The following is a 15132-nucleotide window of genomic DNA, read 5'->3' on the forward strand; positions in this document are numbered from 1 at the left end:
GGCTGGTGCCGGGTTTTTTGTTGTCTGCTCGGGCCCTGTGGGAGCGGGCTTGCCCGCGAAAGCGCCCAACCAGGCAACCGCTAAATCTGCTCCAACAACCACCCGCGAAACGCCCTGAGCGAGGGCAGCGCCTCGTTGCGCGGCGGGTAGATCAGGTAATAGCTGCGCTGGCTGGCGAACGCCTCGCCCGGGCTGAACAGCTCGCCCTTGGTCAACTCCTCGGCCACCAGAATCCTCGGCACCAGGCCGATGCCGATCCCGGCGCGTACTGCCTGGATCAGGTGCGATGTCAGCTCGAAGCTCGGCCCCAGCCGCATGGCGCGGTGCGCCAGGCCGTGATGAGAAAACCATTCGCCCCAGGCATGCGGGTTGTTGGCGACATTGAGCAGCAACTCTTCGCTGATCCGTGCCGGCGTCCATGTGTCCGCTGCGCCCGCAGCCTGCGGCGGCAGGATCACCACCAGTTCCTCGGCATGCAATCGATGGCAGATCAGGCCGGGCAGGTCGTGGCTGGCCACGCCGATGGCGGCATCGATCTCGCTGGTGTCGAAGTTGATCGCCTCGATGCGTGAATGGATGTGCACCAGCATCCCGGGATGCGCGCTGTAGAACGCGTTCAGGCGCGGCAGCAGCCATTTCGAACCGAAGGTGGGCAGTGTCGCCAGGCGCAGGGTGCCGACCCCGGACTGATAGGCGAGGGCCTGCAGCGTGGCGCTGCGAATGCGCCCGAGGGCTTCGCTCAACTCGCGCTGGTACAGGCGCCCGACATCGGTCAATTGCACCTGGCGCCCCTCGCGGCGGAACAACGTCAGGCCCAGTTGCTGCTCCAGCGCCTGGACCTGGCGGCTGACGGCGCTCTGGGTCAGTGACAGCTCGACGGCCGCGCGGGTGTAGCTTTCATGCCGGGCAGCGGCCTCGAACGCCAGCAGCAAGGACATCGATGGGGTCAGGTGGCGGTAATTCATTCATGAAACTCATCGATAGCGGCAGGATTATCCGTTTGCCCTCGGCTGGAAAGTACAGGAACATTGGCCTACTCGTCATCCGGCTCTGAGTTATTCATGCCGGCTGAGCAACAGAGCGTCGCCCGCCGGGTGATGCCAGACCGTGAACCTGCCCATACAAGAGGCCATCCTTCGATGATCGCCCAGTTGCCTGTCCGTGCGCCTGCCGCCGGCTACCCCGAATTCCTCGAAGCCCTGAGCGCCAGCGGCTTCCGTGGCCAGATCAGCGCCGACTACGGCACCCGTACGGTGCTGGCCACCGACAACTCGATCTATCAGCGCCTGCCCCAGGCGGCCGTCTTCCCGCTCGACGCTGACGACGTGGCACGCGTCGCCACGTTGATGGCCGAGCCGCGTTTTCGCCAGGTCAAACTGACCCCGCGCGGCGGTGGTACAGGGACCAACGGCCAGTCATTGACCGACGGCATCGTCGTCGACCTGTCGCGGCACATGAACACCATCCTCGAAATCAACACCCAGGAGCGTTGGGTGCGGGTGCAGGCCGGTGTGGTGAAGGATCAGCTCAACGCTGCGCTCAAGCCGCACGGGCTGTTCTTCGCCCCTGAGCTGTCGACCTCCAACCGCGCCACGGTCGGCGGCATGATCAATACCGATGCCAGCGGCCAGGGCAGTTGCACCTACGGCAAGACCCGTGACCATGTGCTCGAGCTGCACAGCGTGCTGCTCGGTGGTGAACGCCTGCACAGCCTGCCGATCGACGAGGCTGCGCTGGAGCAGGCCTGCGCCGCACCTGGCCGGGTCGGCGAGGTCTATCGCATGGCCCGCGAGATCCAGCAGACCCAAGGCGAGCTGATCGAGAGCACCTTCCCCAAGCTAAACCGTTGCCTGACCGGTTACGACCTTGCGCACCTGCGCGACGAAGAGGGCCGCTTCAACCTAAATAGCGTGCTGTGCGGTGCCGAAGGTTCGTTGGGCTACGTGGTCGAGGCCAAGCTAAATGTACTGCCGATCCCGAAATACGCGGTGTTGGTCAACGTGCGTTACACCAGCTTCATGGATGCCCTGCGTGATGCCAATGCGTTGATGGCGCACAAGCCACTGTCGATCGAGACCGTCGACTCCAAGGTACTGATGCTGGCGATGAAGGATATCGTCTGGCACAGCGTCGCCGAGTACTTCCCCGCCGACGCCGAGCGCCCGACCCTGGGTATCAACCTGGTCGAGTTCTGTGGCGACGAGCCGGCTGAGGTCAATGCCCGTGTCGAGGCGTTCGTCGAACACCTGCGCAGCGATACCAGCGTCGAGCGGTTGGGCCACACCCTCGCCGAGGGCGCCGAGGCCGTGACGCGCGTCTACACCATGCGCAAGCGTTCGGTCGGTTTGCTCGGCAACGTCGAAGGCGAGGTGCGGCCGCAGCCGTTCGTGGAAGATACCGCGGTACCGCCGGAGCAGTTGGCCGACTACATCGCCGAATTCCGTGCGCTGCTCGATGGCCATGGCCTGGCCTATGGCATGTTCGGTCATGTCGATGCCGGCGTGCTGCACGTGCGTCCGGCGCTGGACATGAAAGACCCCGCCCAGGCCGCGTTGGTCAAGCCGATCTCCGATGCGGTGGCGGCGCTAACCAAGCGCTATGGTGGTTTGCTCTGGGGCGAGCATGGCAAAGGGTTGCGTTCGGAATACGTGCCGGAGTACTTCGGTGAGCTGTATCCGGCCCTGCAGCGGCTCAAGGGTGCATTCGACCCGTACAACCAGCTCAATCCGGGCAAGATCTGCACGCCGCCAGACAGCGCCGAGGGCCTGACGCCGGTCGATGGTGTCACCCTGCGTGGCGACCTGGACCGAAACATCGACGAGCGCGTGTGGCAGAGCTTCGGCAGCGCCGTGCACTGCAACGGCAACGGCGCCTGCTACAACTATGACCCCAACGACGCCATGTGCCCGTCGTGGAAGGCCACCCGCGAGCGCCGCCATTCACCCAAGGGGCGTGCCTCGCTGATCCGTGAATGGCTGCGCCTGCAGGGCGAGGCCAACATCGATGTGCTGGCCTCGGCGCAGCGCAAGGCGTCGTGGATCAAGGGCCTGCCCAAGCGCCTGGGCAACCTGCGGGCCCAGCGTCAGGGCCAGGAGGACTTCTCCCACGAGGTGTACGACGCCATGGCCGGCTGCCTGGCGTGCAAGTCGTGCGCGGGGCAGTGCCCGATCAAGGTCAACGTGCCGGACTTCCGTTCACGCTTCCTCGAGCTCTACCACGGTCGCTACCAGCGCCCGCTGCGTGATTATCTGATCGGCTCGCTTGAGTTCACCATTCCGTACCTGGCCCATGTGCCGGGCGTGTATAACGCGGTGATGGGGTCGAAGTGGGTCAGCCGTCTGCTGGCCGACAAGGTCGGGATGGTCGACAGCCCACTGATCAGCCGCTTCAATTTCCAGTCCACCCTGACCCGCTGCCGTGTGGGTGTGGCCAGTGTGCCCGCCCTGCGCGAGCTGACCCCGGCCCAGCGCGAGCGCAGCATCGTGCTGGTGCAGGACGCTTTCACGCGGTACTTCGAGACGCCGCTGCTGGCCTCGTTCATCGAGCTGGCCCACCGGCTGGGCTACAAGGTGTTCCTGGCGCCCTACAGCGCCAACGGCAAGCCGCTGCACGTGCAGGGTTTCCTTGGTGCCTTCGCCAAGGCGGCGATTCGCAATGGCCGGCAGCTCAAGGCCCTGGCGGATTGCGGTGTGCAGTTGGTGGGGCTGGACCCGGCGATGACCCTGGTCTATCGCCAGGAATACCAGAAGGTCGACGGCCTGCAAGGCTGTCCGACGGTGTTGTTGCCGCAGGAATGGCTGATGGAGGCGCTGCCCGAGCAGGCCGCAGGGCAGGGTGGCAGCTTCCGCCTGATGGCGCACTGCACCGAGAAGACCAACGTCCCGGCCAGTACCCGGCAGTGGGAGCAGGTCTTCGCGCGGATGGGGCTGAAGCTTTCCACCGAGGCCACCGGGTGTTGCGGGATGTCCGGGACCTACGGGCACGAGGCACGCAACCAGCAGGCTTCGAAGACCATCTTCGAGCAGTCGTGGGCGACCAAGCTGGACAAGGAGGGTGAGGCGTTGGCAACCGGTTATTCGTGCCGCAGCCAGGTCAAGCGCATGACCGAGAAGCAGCTGCGCCATCCGCTGGAGGTGGTGTTGCAGTACGTGGTGCGCTGATCTCGCGGCCTCTTCGCGGGCAAGTCCGTGAAGAGGCCAGCGCAACCTTCAGCCGTGCTGCTCCCGTCCGAGCCGTGCCTGGCGGTACAGGTACAGGCTCAATACCAGCCCGCACATCGCCGCCCCGGCGGCAAACAGGAAGATCGACCTGAAGCCGAACCCTGAGGCCACCGCGCCCACCAGTGGCCCGGTGATCCCCAGCGACAGGTCGATGAACAGCGAATAGGCGCCGACCGCCGCGCCACGGTTGGCTGCCGACACCTGGTTCACCGCTTCCACCCCCAGTGCCGGGAACACCAGCGAGAAGCCGAAGCCGCTCAAGGCCGCGCCCACCAAGGCCAGCTGGGCGTTGGGTGCCAGCCACAGCATCAACAGCCCCAGGGTTTCCACCGACAGGCAGGCGATGGCCACGCGAAAACCGCCGATGCGGTTGATCAGATTGCCGAACAGCAGGCGTGCGCAGATGAAGCTGGCGCCGAACAGGCTCAGGGTCAGCGCCGCATCTGGCCAGTTGCGGCTGGCGTAGTAGAGGGTGATGAAGGTCGCGATGGTGCCGAAGCCGATCGAGCCCAGCGCCAGCCCCGAACCATGCGGGAACACCTTGCCCAGCACCTGCAGGAAGGGCAGGCGCTTGCCCGCCACCACCGGCGCGGCCTGCTTGGGCCAGGCCAGTGCCAGGCCAAGAACGCCCAGCAGAATGATGCTCGCACCCATGCTCCACAGCCCCAGGCCCTTGACCATCAGCACCCCCAGCGGTGCGCCGACGGCCAGCGCACCATAGCTGGCGATGCCATTCCAGGAGATGACCTTGGCGGTGTGTTCGGCGCCGACGCGGCCGATGCCCCAGCCGATCGAACCCGAGCCCACGAGGCTTTCCGCGCTGCCCAGTACCAGGCGCCCGATGAGCAGGCAGGTGAGGCTCAGCCAGGGCAGGTGGGTGAGGAAGCTGCAGGCCAGCATGAACACCCCGCTCAGGCCGCAGCCGAACAGGCCCCACATTACCGCCTTCTTGCTACCGAGGTTGTCGATGATACGGCTGGCGGTCGGGCGGCTGAGCAGGGTTGCCAGGTACTGCACGCTGATGACCAGGCCTGCGAGCACGGCGCTGAAACCCAGGTCGTTGTGCACATAGCTGGGCAGTACGGCAAGGGGGATGCCGATGTTCAGGTAGCCGATGAAGGTGAAGAGAACGATGGAGACGACTTGCAGGGTGACCGCAAGAGGGCGCGGTGAGTCGGGCATGGGGGCCTTCGAGGTTCTGGACTGTGTGAAAACGCGATGACGGGGGGTAGCCGCAGGTCAGCCGTTTTCACACGGTCGGTGGGGATGCGCGGTTATTCCTGATCGGCGCTGGATTGATCGTCACCTTCCTGCGAAGCAGGTGCCGGCTCGGCGGCGTGGGCGGTAACGGTTTGCTCTTCGGGGTTCAGGCTTGGGAAGGGAAGATTCGGGATTTCATGCATCTCGTCGTTCCTCGCAAGTGTGAGTGAAAAGGCGGCGCGTAGCGCAGTGGAAGCTTTTGCAAAGCCGGGGCAGGATACAGCAGTCTGGATGACAGTTTATAAATTTTCCTGTTCGCCGGTCGATTTGCGGGCGAATAGCGGACGATGTTCGCTTGGGTTCTGCCGGGAATGCATTCGCGCCGAACCGCTGCGGACGGTTCGGCGCGATCTGCCGGGCGTTACTTGCGCCCTTCAGCCGTCTCGGCCACCTTGTCGGTGCGTGCGCACATGATGAAATCGTTGCGGTGCAGCCCCTTGATCGAGTGGCTCCACCAAGTCACGGTGACCTTGCCCCACTCGGTGAGCAGGCCAGGGTGATGGCCCTCGGCTTCGGCGATTTCGCCGACGGCGTTGGTGAACGCCAGGGCGTGCTTGAAGTTCTTGAACAGGAACACGCGCTCCAGTTCCATGTGACCGTCGCGCACTTCAACGCTCCAGTCCGGGATCTCGCGGATCAATTCGGCCAGCTCTTCGTCGCTGACCTTCGGGGCGTCGGCGCGGCAGGCTTCGCAGTGGGCTTGGTTCAAGGCATTCATGGAGGTTTTCCGCTTTCGAGTTGTTGTCGGTAAGGCGGCTCAGGCCGCCTTGGGTGGGAATTTCGGCGCGTGCAGACCCAGCTGCATGGCGTGCTGGACCATGCCCATGATGTCTTCGTGGGCCAGGTCGAACAGGCGTTTCATGTTCGGCAGGACAAAGTACACCGGCTGCAGGATATCGATCCGGTAGGGCGTACGCATGGCTTCGATCGGGTCGAACACCTGGTGCTCGGGCTCGCTGGACAGGCTGTAGACGGTCTCTTTCGGTGACGAGAGGATGCCGCCGCCATAAATCTTGCGGCCTTGGGCGGTTTCCATCAGGCCGAACTCGATGGTCATCCAGTACAGGCGCGCCAGGTACACCCGTTGTTCCTTGGTGGCTGCCAGGCCGAGCTTGCCATAAGTGTGGGTGAATTCGGCGAACCAGGGGTTGGTCAGCAGGGGGCAGTGGCCGAAGATCTCGTGGAAGATGTCCGGTTCCTGCAGGTAGTCCAGCTCCTCCGGGGTGCGGATGAAGGTGGCGACCGGGAAACGCTTGCTGGCCAGCAGTTCGAAGAAGGTCTGGAAGGGGATCAGCGCCGGCACGCGGGCGACCTGCCAGCCTGTGGTGGCGCCCAGTACCTTGTTGACTTCGCCCAGTTGCGGGATGCGGTCATGGGGCAGCTTGAGCTGGTCGATACCGTCCAGGTATTCCTGGCACGCGCGGCCCTCGATCACTTTCAGTTGGCGGGTGATCAGAGTGTTCCACACGGCGTGCTCTTGCTGCGGGTAGTCGATAAAACCCTGCGCATCGGGCTCGCGGGCCACGTATTGCGTCTGTTTCATGGAGCTCTCCTGGTGAGGGCTTTCTTGTTATGGGTGGGGCGTGCCCTAGGAATAGCCCTCCGGCGGCGGTTTTGCACTGGCCTACCTGACAGGGAAGAAGCAGGAGGTAGAGTGTTTCTGTAACGATAATTTTACAATTTTAGGGTTATCCCGGAAAATCAAGGGAATCACGCTGATAGCCAAGGTATTTCTGTCAGCTTATCTTTACGAATTTTCTGCGCACCGATGAAAAAGTCGGCTGCCTCGGGGCCTTCCATGCGTATCAAAGTCCATTGCCAGAACCGCATCGGCATCCTGCGCGACATCCTCAACCTGTTGGTGGAGTACGGCATCAACGTGTTGCGTGGCGAGGTCGGCGGCGACCATGGCAACGCCATCTACCTGCACTGCCCAAACCTGATCAACCTGCAGTTCCAGGCTTTGCGTCCGAAATTCGAGGCCATCGCCGGGGTGTTCGGGGTCAAGCGCGTCGGCCTGATGCCCAGCGAGCGGCGGCACATGGAGCTCAATGCGTTGCTCGGGGCGCTGGAGTTTCCGGTGTTGTCGGTCGACATGGGAGGCAGCATCGTCGCAGCCAACCGTGCTGCAGCCCATTTGCTCGGGGTGCGCGTCGATGAGGTGCCGGGGCTGCCGCTGGCGCGCTATGTCGAGGATTTCGACCTGCCGGAGCTGGTCCGGGCCAACAAATCGCGGATCAACGGATTGCGCATCAAGGTCAAGGGTGACGTGTTCCTGGCCGATATCGCGCCCTTGCAATCCGAACATGACGACAGCGAAGCCCTGGCCGGCGCGGTGCTGACCTTGCACCGCGCCGATCGCATCGGCGAGCGCATCTACAACGTGCGCAAGCAGGAGCTGCGTGGTTTCGACAGCATCTTCCAGAGTTCACGGGTGATGGCCTCGGTAGTGCGCGAGGCGCGGCGCATGGCGCCGCTGGATGCGCCGCTGCTGATCGAGGGGGAAACCGGCACCGGCAAGGAGTTGCTGGCCCGTGCCTGTCACCTGGCCAGCCCGCGTGGCCAGGCGCCACTGATGGCACTCAACTGCGCAGGGTTGCCGGAGTCGATGGCCGAGACCGAGCTGTTCGGCTATGGCCCTGGTGCGTTCGAGGGGGCGCGGGCCGAGGGCAAGCTGGGGTTGCTGGAGTTGACCGCGGGCGGCACGCTGTTTCTGGACGGGGTGGGGGAGATGAGCCCGCGCTTGCAGGTGAAGTTGCTGCGCTTTCTGCAGGACGGCTGTTTTCGTCGGGTCGGCAGCGATGAGGAGGTCTATCTGGATGTGCGAGTGATCTGCGCCACCCAGGTCGATTTGTCGGAGCTGTGCGCGCGGGGCGAATTCCGCCAAGACCTCTATCACCGGCTCAACGTGCTGTCGTTGCACATTCCGCCACTGCGTGAGTGCATGGATGGGCTGGAGGGGCTGGCGCAGCACTTCCTCGACCAGGCCAGTCGGCAGATCGGCTGTGCGTTGCCACGTCTGGCGCCGGCGGCGATGGACAAGTTGAGTCAATATCACTGGCCGGGCAATGTCCGGCAACTGGAAAACGTATTGTTCCAGGCCGTGTCGTTATGCGAGGGCGGCGTGGTCAAGGGCGAACATATACGCCTGCCGGATTATGGGGCGCGACAACCCCTGGGTGAGTTTTCGCTGGAAGGGGAACTTGCGCAAATCGTCGGGCGCTTTGAAAAAGCGGTGTTGGAAAGTTTGATGGCGGAGTTTCCAACTAGTCGGGCACTGGGGAAAAGACTGGGTGTTTCCCATACCACGATTGCCAACAAGTTGCGGGAGTATTCGTTGGGCAAGTCGGTGGATTGAAGAAGGTCCGGGTAAAGAATATCTAATCGGCGGTGTTGTTTTCGCGGGCAAGCCCGCTCCCACAGAAGTATCGAGATCGGCCGAAGGGAGCGGGCCTTGGCGTTAGCCGTTGGAGCAACCGTTGCCCATCACGCGGTATTCGAGAATGTGCTTCTGGCCCTTGGAGTCTTCGTAGGTCATGCGCGCCGGCACCACTTCACAGACATTCGGGACTTCGCTCATGGACAGCACCTTGGCAATGTCCAGGTGTTGCGAGTAACTGTACTGTTCAACCGGAATCTGCTCGGCGTTCGTTGCAACATCATCGGCCATTGCCGCGCTGCAAACACTGCCAAGTACCAATACCAGTAACGCTTTCATTTTCAATTTACCTGTCTAAGGTCGTGAGGGGGCACGCGGCACTTGTGGTGCCGCGAGTACATCCAGAGTCTTACTGTCGAATTAGAGCGGGATTAACGTGCCTTCGTGGGGGCTGTTACAAGAAGTTAATCGCCTTGCCGTTGCTGGCGAGGTGAATTCTAGGAGTGCACCTTGAATTGAAAAAGACCCGGTTTTGATAAAGTTTTTCGGGCTTTTGACAGAATCGGTAACAATCATCGGTACGAACGTACCGGATTCGTCAGTGATGGCCTTATGCACCGCATGCTAGAGCGCCTCGATGAAATTTCGCCGTGGCGCATGCTGTTCGTTACTACCAACGTCGAATGGTCATGGCCGCTCTGGTACAGTTAAAACCGTCTCATACAAAAACAACTATTACACCGAGGTAACACAGATGAGTGCGGCTCCACTGTATCCCGTTCGTCCCGAGGTTGCGGCAAACACCCTGACCGACGAGGCCACCTACAAGGCCATGTACCAGCAGTCGGTGATCAACCCGGATGGCTTCTGGCGTGAGCAGGCCCAGCGCCTGGACTGGATCAAGCCCTTCACCAAGGTCAAGCAGACCTCGTTCGACGACCACCATGTCGATATCAAGTGGTTCGCCGACGGCACTCTGAACGTTTCCTACAACTGCCTGGACCGCCACCTCGCAGAGCGCGGCGACCAGCTGGCGATCATCTGGGAAGGCGATGACCCTTCCGAACACCGCAACATCACCTACCGCGAGCTGCACGAGCAGGTCTGCAAGTTCGCCAACGCCCTGCGTGGCCAGGACGTACACCGTGGTGATGTGGTCACCATCTACATGCCGATGATCCCGGAAGCCGTGGTGGCGATGCTGGCCTGTGCCCGTATTGGTGCTATCCACTCCGTGGTGTTTGGTGGTTTCTCTCCCGAAGCCCTGGCCGGGCGCATCATCGACTGCAAGTCCAAGGTCGTCATCACCGCCGACGAGGGGCTGCGTGGTGGCCGCCGCACGCCACTCAAGGCCAACGTTGACCTGGCGCTGACCAATCCGGAAACCAACAGCGTGCAGAAGATCATCGTGTGCAAGCGCACCGGTGGTGACATCGCCTGGCACCAGCACCGCGACATCTGGTACGAAGACCTGATGAAGGTCGCCTCCAGCCATTGCGCGCCCAAGGAGATGGGGGCCGAGGAAGCACTGTTCATCCTCTATACCTCCGGTTCCACCGGCAAGCCCAAGGGCGTGCTGCACACCACGGGTGGCTATCTGGTCTATGCCGCGCTCACCCACGAGCGCGTATTCGACTACCGCCAGGGCGAGGTCTACTGGTGCACCGCCGACGTGGGTTGGGTCACCGGTCACAGCTATATCGTCTATGGCCCGCTGGCCAATGGCGCGACCACACTGCTGTTCGAGGGTGTGCCAAATTACCCGGACATCACCCGCGTGTCGAAGATCGTCGACAAGCACAAGGTCAACATCCTCTACACCGCGCCGACTGCCATCCGCGCGATGATGGCCGAAGGTCAGGCGGCGGTCGCCGGTGCCGATGGCTCGAGCCTGCGCCTGCTGGGTTCGGTGGGCGAGCCGATCAACCCTGAAGCCTGGAACTGGTACTACAAGACCGTCGGCAAGGAGCGCTGCCCGATCGTCGACACCTGGTGGCAGACCGAGACCGGCGGCATCCTGATCAGCCCGCTGCCGGGCGCCACCGGCCTCAAGCCGGGCTCGGCGACCCGTCCGTTCTTCGGTGTGGTGCCGGCACTGGTGGACAACCTGGGCAACCTGATCGATGGCGCGGCCGAGGGCAACCTGGTGATCCTCGATTCCTGGCCGGGGCAGTCGCGTTCGCTGTATGGCGATCACGATCGCTTCGTCGACACCTACTTCAAGACCTTCCGTGGCATGTATTTCACCGGTGACGGTGCGCGCCGCGACGAAGATGGCTACTACTGGATCACTGGTCGGGTAGACGATGTGCTCAACGTTTCCGGCCACCGCATGGGGACTGCCGAGATCGAGAGCGCGATGGTCGCCCATTCGAAGGTTGCCGAAGCCGCGGTGGTGGGTGTGCCGCACGACATCAAGGGGCAGGGCATCTATGTCTACGTCACCCTCAATGCAGGCGAGGAGTCCAGCGAGCAATTGCGCCTCGAGCTGAAGAACTGGGTGCGCAAGGAAATCGGCCCGATCGCCTCGCCGGATGTCATCCAGTGGGCGCCGGGCTTGCCCAAGACCCGCTCGGGCAAGATCATGCGGCGTATCCTGCGCAAGATCGCCACGGGTGAGTACGATGCGCTGGGGGATATCTCCACCCTGGCCGACCCGGGTGTGGTGCAGCACCTGATCGACACGCACAAGGCCATGAGCCTGGCGACGGCGTGATGACTCTCGCGGGGTAAACCCACAGGCTCTGCTCAAGCAAACCCCGCCGTATACCGGCGGGGTTTTTGCATTCTGTTACCCGACATTCATCGGTAACCCGCTGCTGTCACCGTGATTGCACTGAAACGGGGCCAGAGGAAACATTTCTGTGCCTTCGGAGTGCGTTCTTGTAGCCATTTCTTGCAGCCTTGCACCCTGCACTTGCCGGATTACAAGGCTTTGCCAATAATAGGCCCGCTTATTGCTTCGTCTAAAGGTTGTTTTCCTTTTGCGCTTGCATGTTTCGCAAGAGCTGTCAATATCGCCGCCCGCAGCTTCAGGCGCTTCTGTACGTAGTTGTCGCTTTGAAGAAATATCGACTACCGGGCTGTCGTTAAAATGCCACTCACTCGCTCGTGGTCTGCGACCTTGGTCGAACCCTGCGCGGCTCGCGTTGTACTCATTCGCATATCCGGCAATCGTGTCCCTGCCGGGTATTGCCCCGTACCGATGGAGTTACCTGATGAAGAAGCTTGCACTGCTTGGCGCCCTGGCGCTGTCTGTGTTTTCCCTGGTCTCGCAGGCCGACGAGAAGCCGTTGAAGATCGGTATCGAAGCCGCCTACCCACCCTTCGCCTTCAAGCAGCCTGATGGCAGCATCGCTGGTTTCGACTACGACATCGGCAACGCCCTGTGCGAAGAGATGAAAGCCAAGTGCACCTGGGTCGAGCAGGAGTTCGATGGCCTGATCCCGGCGCTGAAAGTGCGCAAGATCGACGCCATCCTGTCGTCGATGTCGATCACCGATGATCGCAAGAAGTCCGTCGACTTCACCAAGCGCTACTACCTCACCCCGGCGCGCCTGGTAATGAAGGAAGGTATCACCGTCAGCGACAGCCTCGACGAGCTCAAGGGCAAGAAGATCGGCGTGCAGCGCGGCTCTATCCACGACCGTTTCGCCAAGGAAGTGCTGGCACCCAAGGGCGCCACTGTCGTGCCTTACGGCACCCAGAACGAAATCTACCTGGATGTCGCCGCAGGTCGCCTCGATGGCACCGTGGCCGATGCTACCCTGCTCGAAGACGGCTTCCTGAAAACCGACGCCGGCAAGGGCTTTGCCTTCGTCGGTCCGTCCTTCACCGACGTGAAGTACTTCGGTGACGGCGTCGGCATTGCCGTGCGCAAGGGCGACAAGGCCAACGCCGATCGCATCAACGCTGCCATCGACGCCATCCGCGCCAATGGCAAGTACAAGCAGATCGAGGCCAAGTACTTCAACTTCGACATCTACGGCCCCGAGTCGAACTAAATCGTCGAGTTTCACCTGTGCAATGGTGCAAACAGCAGAATCTCTGAGGTTTGCACCATTTTTTTCATTCCCAAGTCCTGAGGAATCCCAATCATGTTGAAAGGCTACGGGGCAGTCATCCTCGAGGGGGCGTGGCTGACGTTGCAGCTCGCCCTGTCGTCGATGGCCCTGGCCATCGTTCTCGGCCTGATCGGCGTGGCCTTGCGGCTGTCGCCGGTGCGCTGGCTGGCCTGGCTGGGCGACCTGTACTCCACGGTGATCCGTGGCATTCCGGACCTGGTGCTCATCCTGCTGATCTTCTACGGCGGCCAGGACATCATCAACCGGGTCGCGCCACTGGTCGGCTACGATGACTACATCGACCTGAACCCGATGATCGCCGGTATCGGCACACTGGGCTTCATCTTTGGCGCGTATCTGTCGGAAACCTTCCGCGGCGCCTTCCTCGGCATTCCAAAGGGGCAGGCCGAAGCTGGTGCGGCCTATGGCATGAGCAGCCGGCAGGTATTCTTCCGCATCATGGTGCCGCAGATGATCCGCCTGGCCATTCCGGGCTTCACCAACAACTGGCTGGTGCTGACCAAGGCCACTGCGCTGATTTCCGTGGTCGGCCTGCAGGACATGATGTTCAAGGCCAAGCAGGCGGCGGATGCCACCCGCGAACCCTTCACCTTCTTCCTTGCGGTGGCGGCGCTGTACCTGGTGCTGACCAGCGTCTCGCTGCTGGCGTTGAAGTATCTCGAGAAGCGCTACTCGGTGGGCGTAAAGGCGGCTGAACTATGATCTTCGACTACAACGTCATCTGGGAGGCCATGCCGCTGTACATCGGCGGTTTGCTGACCACCCTCAAGCTGCTGGCGCTGTCGCTGTTCTTCGGCCTGCTGGCGGCCATCCCGCTGGGGTTGATGCGGGTGTCGAAGCAGCCGCTGGTAAACATGACCGCATGGCTCTACACCTACGTGATCCGCGGCACGCCGATGCTGGTGCAACTGTTCCTGATCTACTATGGCCTGGCCCAGTTCGAGGCGGTGCGCGAGAGCATCTTCTGGCCGTGGCTGTCGAGTGCGACCTTCTGCGCCTGCCTGGCGTTCGCCATCAACACTAGCGCCTACACCGCCGAAATCATTGCCGGCAGCCTCAAGGCCACGCCTCATGGCGAGATCGAGGCGGCCAAGGCCATGGGCATGTCGCGCTTCAAGATGTACCGCCGCATCCTGTTGCCTTCGGCCCTGCGCCGGGCGCTGCCGCAGTACAGCAACGAAGTGATCATGATGCTGCAGACCACCAGCCTGGCGTCGATCGTCACCCTGATCGACATCACCGGTGCTGCGCGCACGGTCAACGCCCAGTACTACCTGCCTTTCGAGGCCTACATCACGGCGGGCGTGTTCTACCTGTGCCTGACCTTCATCCTCGTGCGCCTGTTCAAGATGGCCGAACGTCGCTGGCTCAGCTACCTGGCGCCGCGCAAGCACTGACCGCTCTGTGAGAATCGACAGCATGTACAAACTCCAAGTCCAAGACCTGCACAAGCGCTACGGCAGCCACGAGGTGCTCAAGGGCGTCTCGCTCGAAGCCAAGGCAGGCGATGTGATCAGCATCATCGGCTCGAGCGGTTCGGGCAAATCCACCTTCCTGCGTTGCATCAACCTGCTCGAACAGCCGCATGCCGGCAAGATCCTTCTCAACAACGAGGAGCTCAAGCTGGTCGCCGGCAAGGACGGCGCGCTCAAGGCCGCCGACCCCAGGCAGCTGCAGCGCATGCGCTCGCGCCTGTCGATGGTGTTCCAGCATTTCAACCTGTGGGCGCACATGACCGCACTCGAGAACATCATCGAGGCGCCGGTGCATGTGCTGGGCATGAGCAAGAAGGAGGCGCTGGAAAAGGCCGAGCACTACCTGGCCAAGGTGGGTGTGGCGCATCGCAAGGATGCTTTCCCCGGGCACATGTCAGGCGGTGAGCAGCAGCGCGTGGCGATCGCTCGCGCCCTGGCCATGGAGCCCGAGGTGATGCTGTTCGACGAGCCGACCTCGGCGCTCGATCCTGAACTGGTGGGCGATGTGCTCAAGGTCATGCAGTCGCTGGCCCAGGAAGGCCGTACCATGGTGGTGGTCACCCACGAGATGGGCTTTGCCCGCGAGGTGTCCAACCAGCTGGTGTTCCTGCACAAGGGGGTGGTCGAGGAGCGGGGCAATCCGCGTGAGGTGCTGGTCAATCCGCAATCCGAGCGTCTCAAGCAGTTTCTCTCCGGCAGCCTGAAGTAAAGGC

Annotated in this window: 13 protein-coding genes; 7 read left to right on the forward strand and 6 right to left on the reverse strand. The window is 62.4% G+C overall.

Going from position 1 to position 15132, the window contains the following annotated elements; genetic code table 11:
* Positions 1 to 80 precede the first annotated feature (80 nt).
* Positions 81 to 965, reverse strand: coding sequence for a LysR substrate-binding domain-containing protein (locus HU748_RS02730; RefSeq protein ID WP_186719090.1), 885 nt, complete (start codon positions 963 to 965; stop codon positions 81 to 83).
* Between the two features lie 174 nt (positions 966 to 1139).
* Here HU748_RS02730 and HU748_RS02735 point away from each other — a divergent pair, with 174 nt between their 5' ends.
* Positions 1140 to 4160, forward strand: a complete 3021-nt coding sequence (locus tag HU748_RS02735; RefSeq protein ID WP_186719109.1) for an FAD-binding and (Fe-S)-binding domain-containing protein — start codon at positions 1140 to 1142, stop codon at positions 4158 to 4160.
* 48 nt (positions 4161 to 4208) lie between these two features.
* Here the strand turns inward: HU748_RS02735 and HU748_RS02740 are convergent, their stop codons facing one another.
* From HU748_RS02740 to phhA, 4 genes are all read right to left on the reverse strand, one after another.
* Entirely contained in the window at positions 4209 to 5402 is a 1194-nt protein-coding gene (locus HU748_RS02740) for an MFS transporter (RefSeq protein ID WP_186666498.1), read from the reverse strand.
* Positions 5403 to 5494: 92 nt separating this feature from the next.
* Positions 5495 to 5623, reverse strand: coding sequence for a hypothetical protein (locus HU748_RS26570; RefSeq protein WP_256093873.1), 129 nt, complete (start codon positions 5621 to 5623; stop codon positions 5495 to 5497).
* A gap of 218 nt (positions 5624 to 5841) precedes the next feature.
* The gene (locus HU748_RS02745) at positions 5842 to 6198 is read right to left on the reverse strand and encodes a 4a-hydroxytetrahydrobiopterin dehydratase (RefSeq protein WP_186666497.1); all 357 of its coding nucleotides are present in this window, start codon (positions 6196 to 6198) and stop codon (positions 5842 to 5844) included.
* Positions 6199 to 6237: 39 nt separating this feature from the next.
* Entirely contained in the window at positions 6238 to 7023 is a 786-nt protein-coding gene (gene phhA, locus HU748_RS02750) for a phenylalanine 4-monooxygenase (RefSeq protein WP_186710978.1), read from the reverse strand.
* Positions 7024 to 7278: 255 nt separating this feature from the next.
* Here phhA and HU748_RS02755 point away from each other — a divergent pair, with 255 nt between their 5' ends.
* Positions 7279 to 8838: a sigma-54-dependent transcriptional regulator gene (locus HU748_RS02755; RefSeq protein ID WP_186666494.1), complete on the forward strand. Its 1560-nt coding sequence runs from the start codon at positions 7279 to 7281 to the stop codon at positions 8836 to 8838.
* 102 nt (positions 8839 to 8940) lie between these two features.
* On the opposite strand, the gene HU748_RS02760 is transcribed toward HU748_RS02755, so the two are convergent.
* Positions 8941 to 9198 (reverse strand): DUF2790 domain-containing protein, encoded by a 258-nt coding sequence (locus tag HU748_RS02760; RefSeq protein WP_054891937.1) that lies wholly within the window; start codon positions 9196 to 9198, stop codon positions 8941 to 8943.
* A gap of 415 nt (positions 9199 to 9613) precedes the next feature.
* Between HU748_RS02760 and acs the strand changes: the two genes are divergently transcribed.
* The 5 genes from acs to HU748_RS02785 all read left to right on the forward strand — a co-directional run bounded on the left by acs (position 9614) and on the right by HU748_RS02785 (position 15128).
* Complete coding sequence (acs, locus tag HU748_RS02765; RefSeq protein ID WP_186666490.1) at positions 9614 to 11575, forward strand: acetate--CoA ligase; 1962 nt, start codon at positions 9614 to 9616, stop codon at positions 11573 to 11575.
* A 502-nt stretch (positions 11576 to 12077) separates the two neighbouring features.
* On the forward strand, positions 12078 to 12863 hold the full coding sequence (locus tag HU748_RS02770; protein ID WP_186666488.1) for an ABC transporter substrate-binding protein: 786 nt from the start codon (positions 12078 to 12080) through the stop codon (positions 12861 to 12863).
* Between the two features lie 93 nt (positions 12864 to 12956).
* Entirely contained in the window at positions 12957 to 13646 is a 690-nt protein-coding gene (locus HU748_RS02775; protein ID WP_054891934.1) for an ABC transporter permease, read from the forward strand.
* Positions 13643 to 14341: an ABC transporter permease gene (locus HU748_RS02780; protein ID WP_186666486.1), complete on the forward strand. Its 699-nt coding sequence runs from the start codon at positions 13643 to 13645 to the stop codon at positions 14339 to 14341. The genes HU748_RS02775 and HU748_RS02780 overlap by 4 nt, the downstream gene beginning before the upstream one ends.
* Positions 14342 to 14363: 22 nt before the next feature.
* Positions 14364 to 15128: an ATP-binding cassette domain-containing protein gene (locus HU748_RS02785; protein WP_186666484.1), complete on the forward strand. Its 765-nt coding sequence runs from the start codon at positions 14364 to 14366 to the stop codon at positions 15126 to 15128.
* Positions 15129 to 15132 lie beyond the last annotated feature (4 nt).

Origin of the sequence: Pseudomonas sp. RW3S2 (assembly GCF_014268955.1) — a bacterium.
GTDB classification, from domain to species: Bacteria; Pseudomonadota; Gammaproteobacteria; order Pseudomonadales; family Pseudomonadaceae; genus Aquipseudomonas; species Aquipseudomonas wayambapalatensis.

What these genes read in the sequence shown, in the direction of transcription:
- HU748_RS02740 (WP_186666498.1), bottom strand. Translation starts at nt 5,402, where the DNA reads ATGCCCGACTCACCGCGCCCTCTTGCGGTCACCCTGCAAGTCGTCTCC.
- acs (WP_186666490.1), top strand. Translation starts at nt 9,614, where the DNA reads ATGAGTGCGGCTCCACTGTATCCCGTTCGTCCCGAGGTTGCGGCAAAC.
- phhA (WP_186710978.1), bottom strand. Translation starts at nt 7,023, where the DNA reads ATGAAACAGACGCAATACGTGGCCCGCGAGCCCGATGCGCAGGGTTTT.
- HU748_RS02785 (WP_186666484.1), top strand. Translation starts at nt 14,364, where the DNA reads ATGTACAAACTCCAAGTCCAAGACCTGCACAAGCGCTACGGCAGCCAC.
- HU748_RS02775 (WP_054891934.1), top strand. Translation starts at nt 12,957, where the DNA reads ATGTTGAAAGGCTACGGGGCAGTCATCCTCGAGGGGGCGTGGCTGACG.
- HU748_RS02755 (WP_186666494.1), top strand. Translation starts at nt 7,279, where the DNA reads ATGCGTATCAAAGTCCATTGCCAGAACCGCATCGGCATCCTGCGCGAC.
- HU748_RS02770 (WP_186666488.1), top strand. Translation starts at nt 12,078, where the DNA reads ATGAAGAAGCTTGCACTGCTTGGCGCCCTGGCGCTGTCTGTGTTTTCC.
- HU748_RS02730 (WP_186719090.1), bottom strand. Translation starts at nt 965, where the DNA reads ATGAATTACCGCCACCTGACCCCATCGATGTCCTTGCTGCTGGCGTTC.
- HU748_RS02780 (WP_186666486.1), top strand. Translation starts at nt 13,643, where the DNA reads ATGATCTTCGACTACAACGTCATCTGGGAGGCCATGCCGCTGTACATC.
- HU748_RS02745 (WP_186666497.1), bottom strand. Translation starts at nt 6,198, where the DNA reads ATGAATGCCTTGAACCAAGCCCACTGCGAAGCCTGCCGCGCCGACGCC.
- HU748_RS02760 (WP_054891937.1), bottom strand. Translation starts at nt 9,198, where the DNA reads ATGAAAGCGTTACTGGTATTGGTACTTGGCAGTGTTTGCAGCGCGGCA.
- HU748_RS02735 (WP_186719109.1), top strand. Translation starts at nt 1,140, where the DNA reads ATGATCGCCCAGTTGCCTGTCCGTGCGCCTGCCGCCGGCTACCCCGAA.
- HU748_RS26570 (WP_256093873.1), bottom strand. Translation starts at nt 5,623, where the DNA reads ATGCATGAAATCCCGAATCTTCCCTTCCCAAGCCTGAACCCCGAAGAG.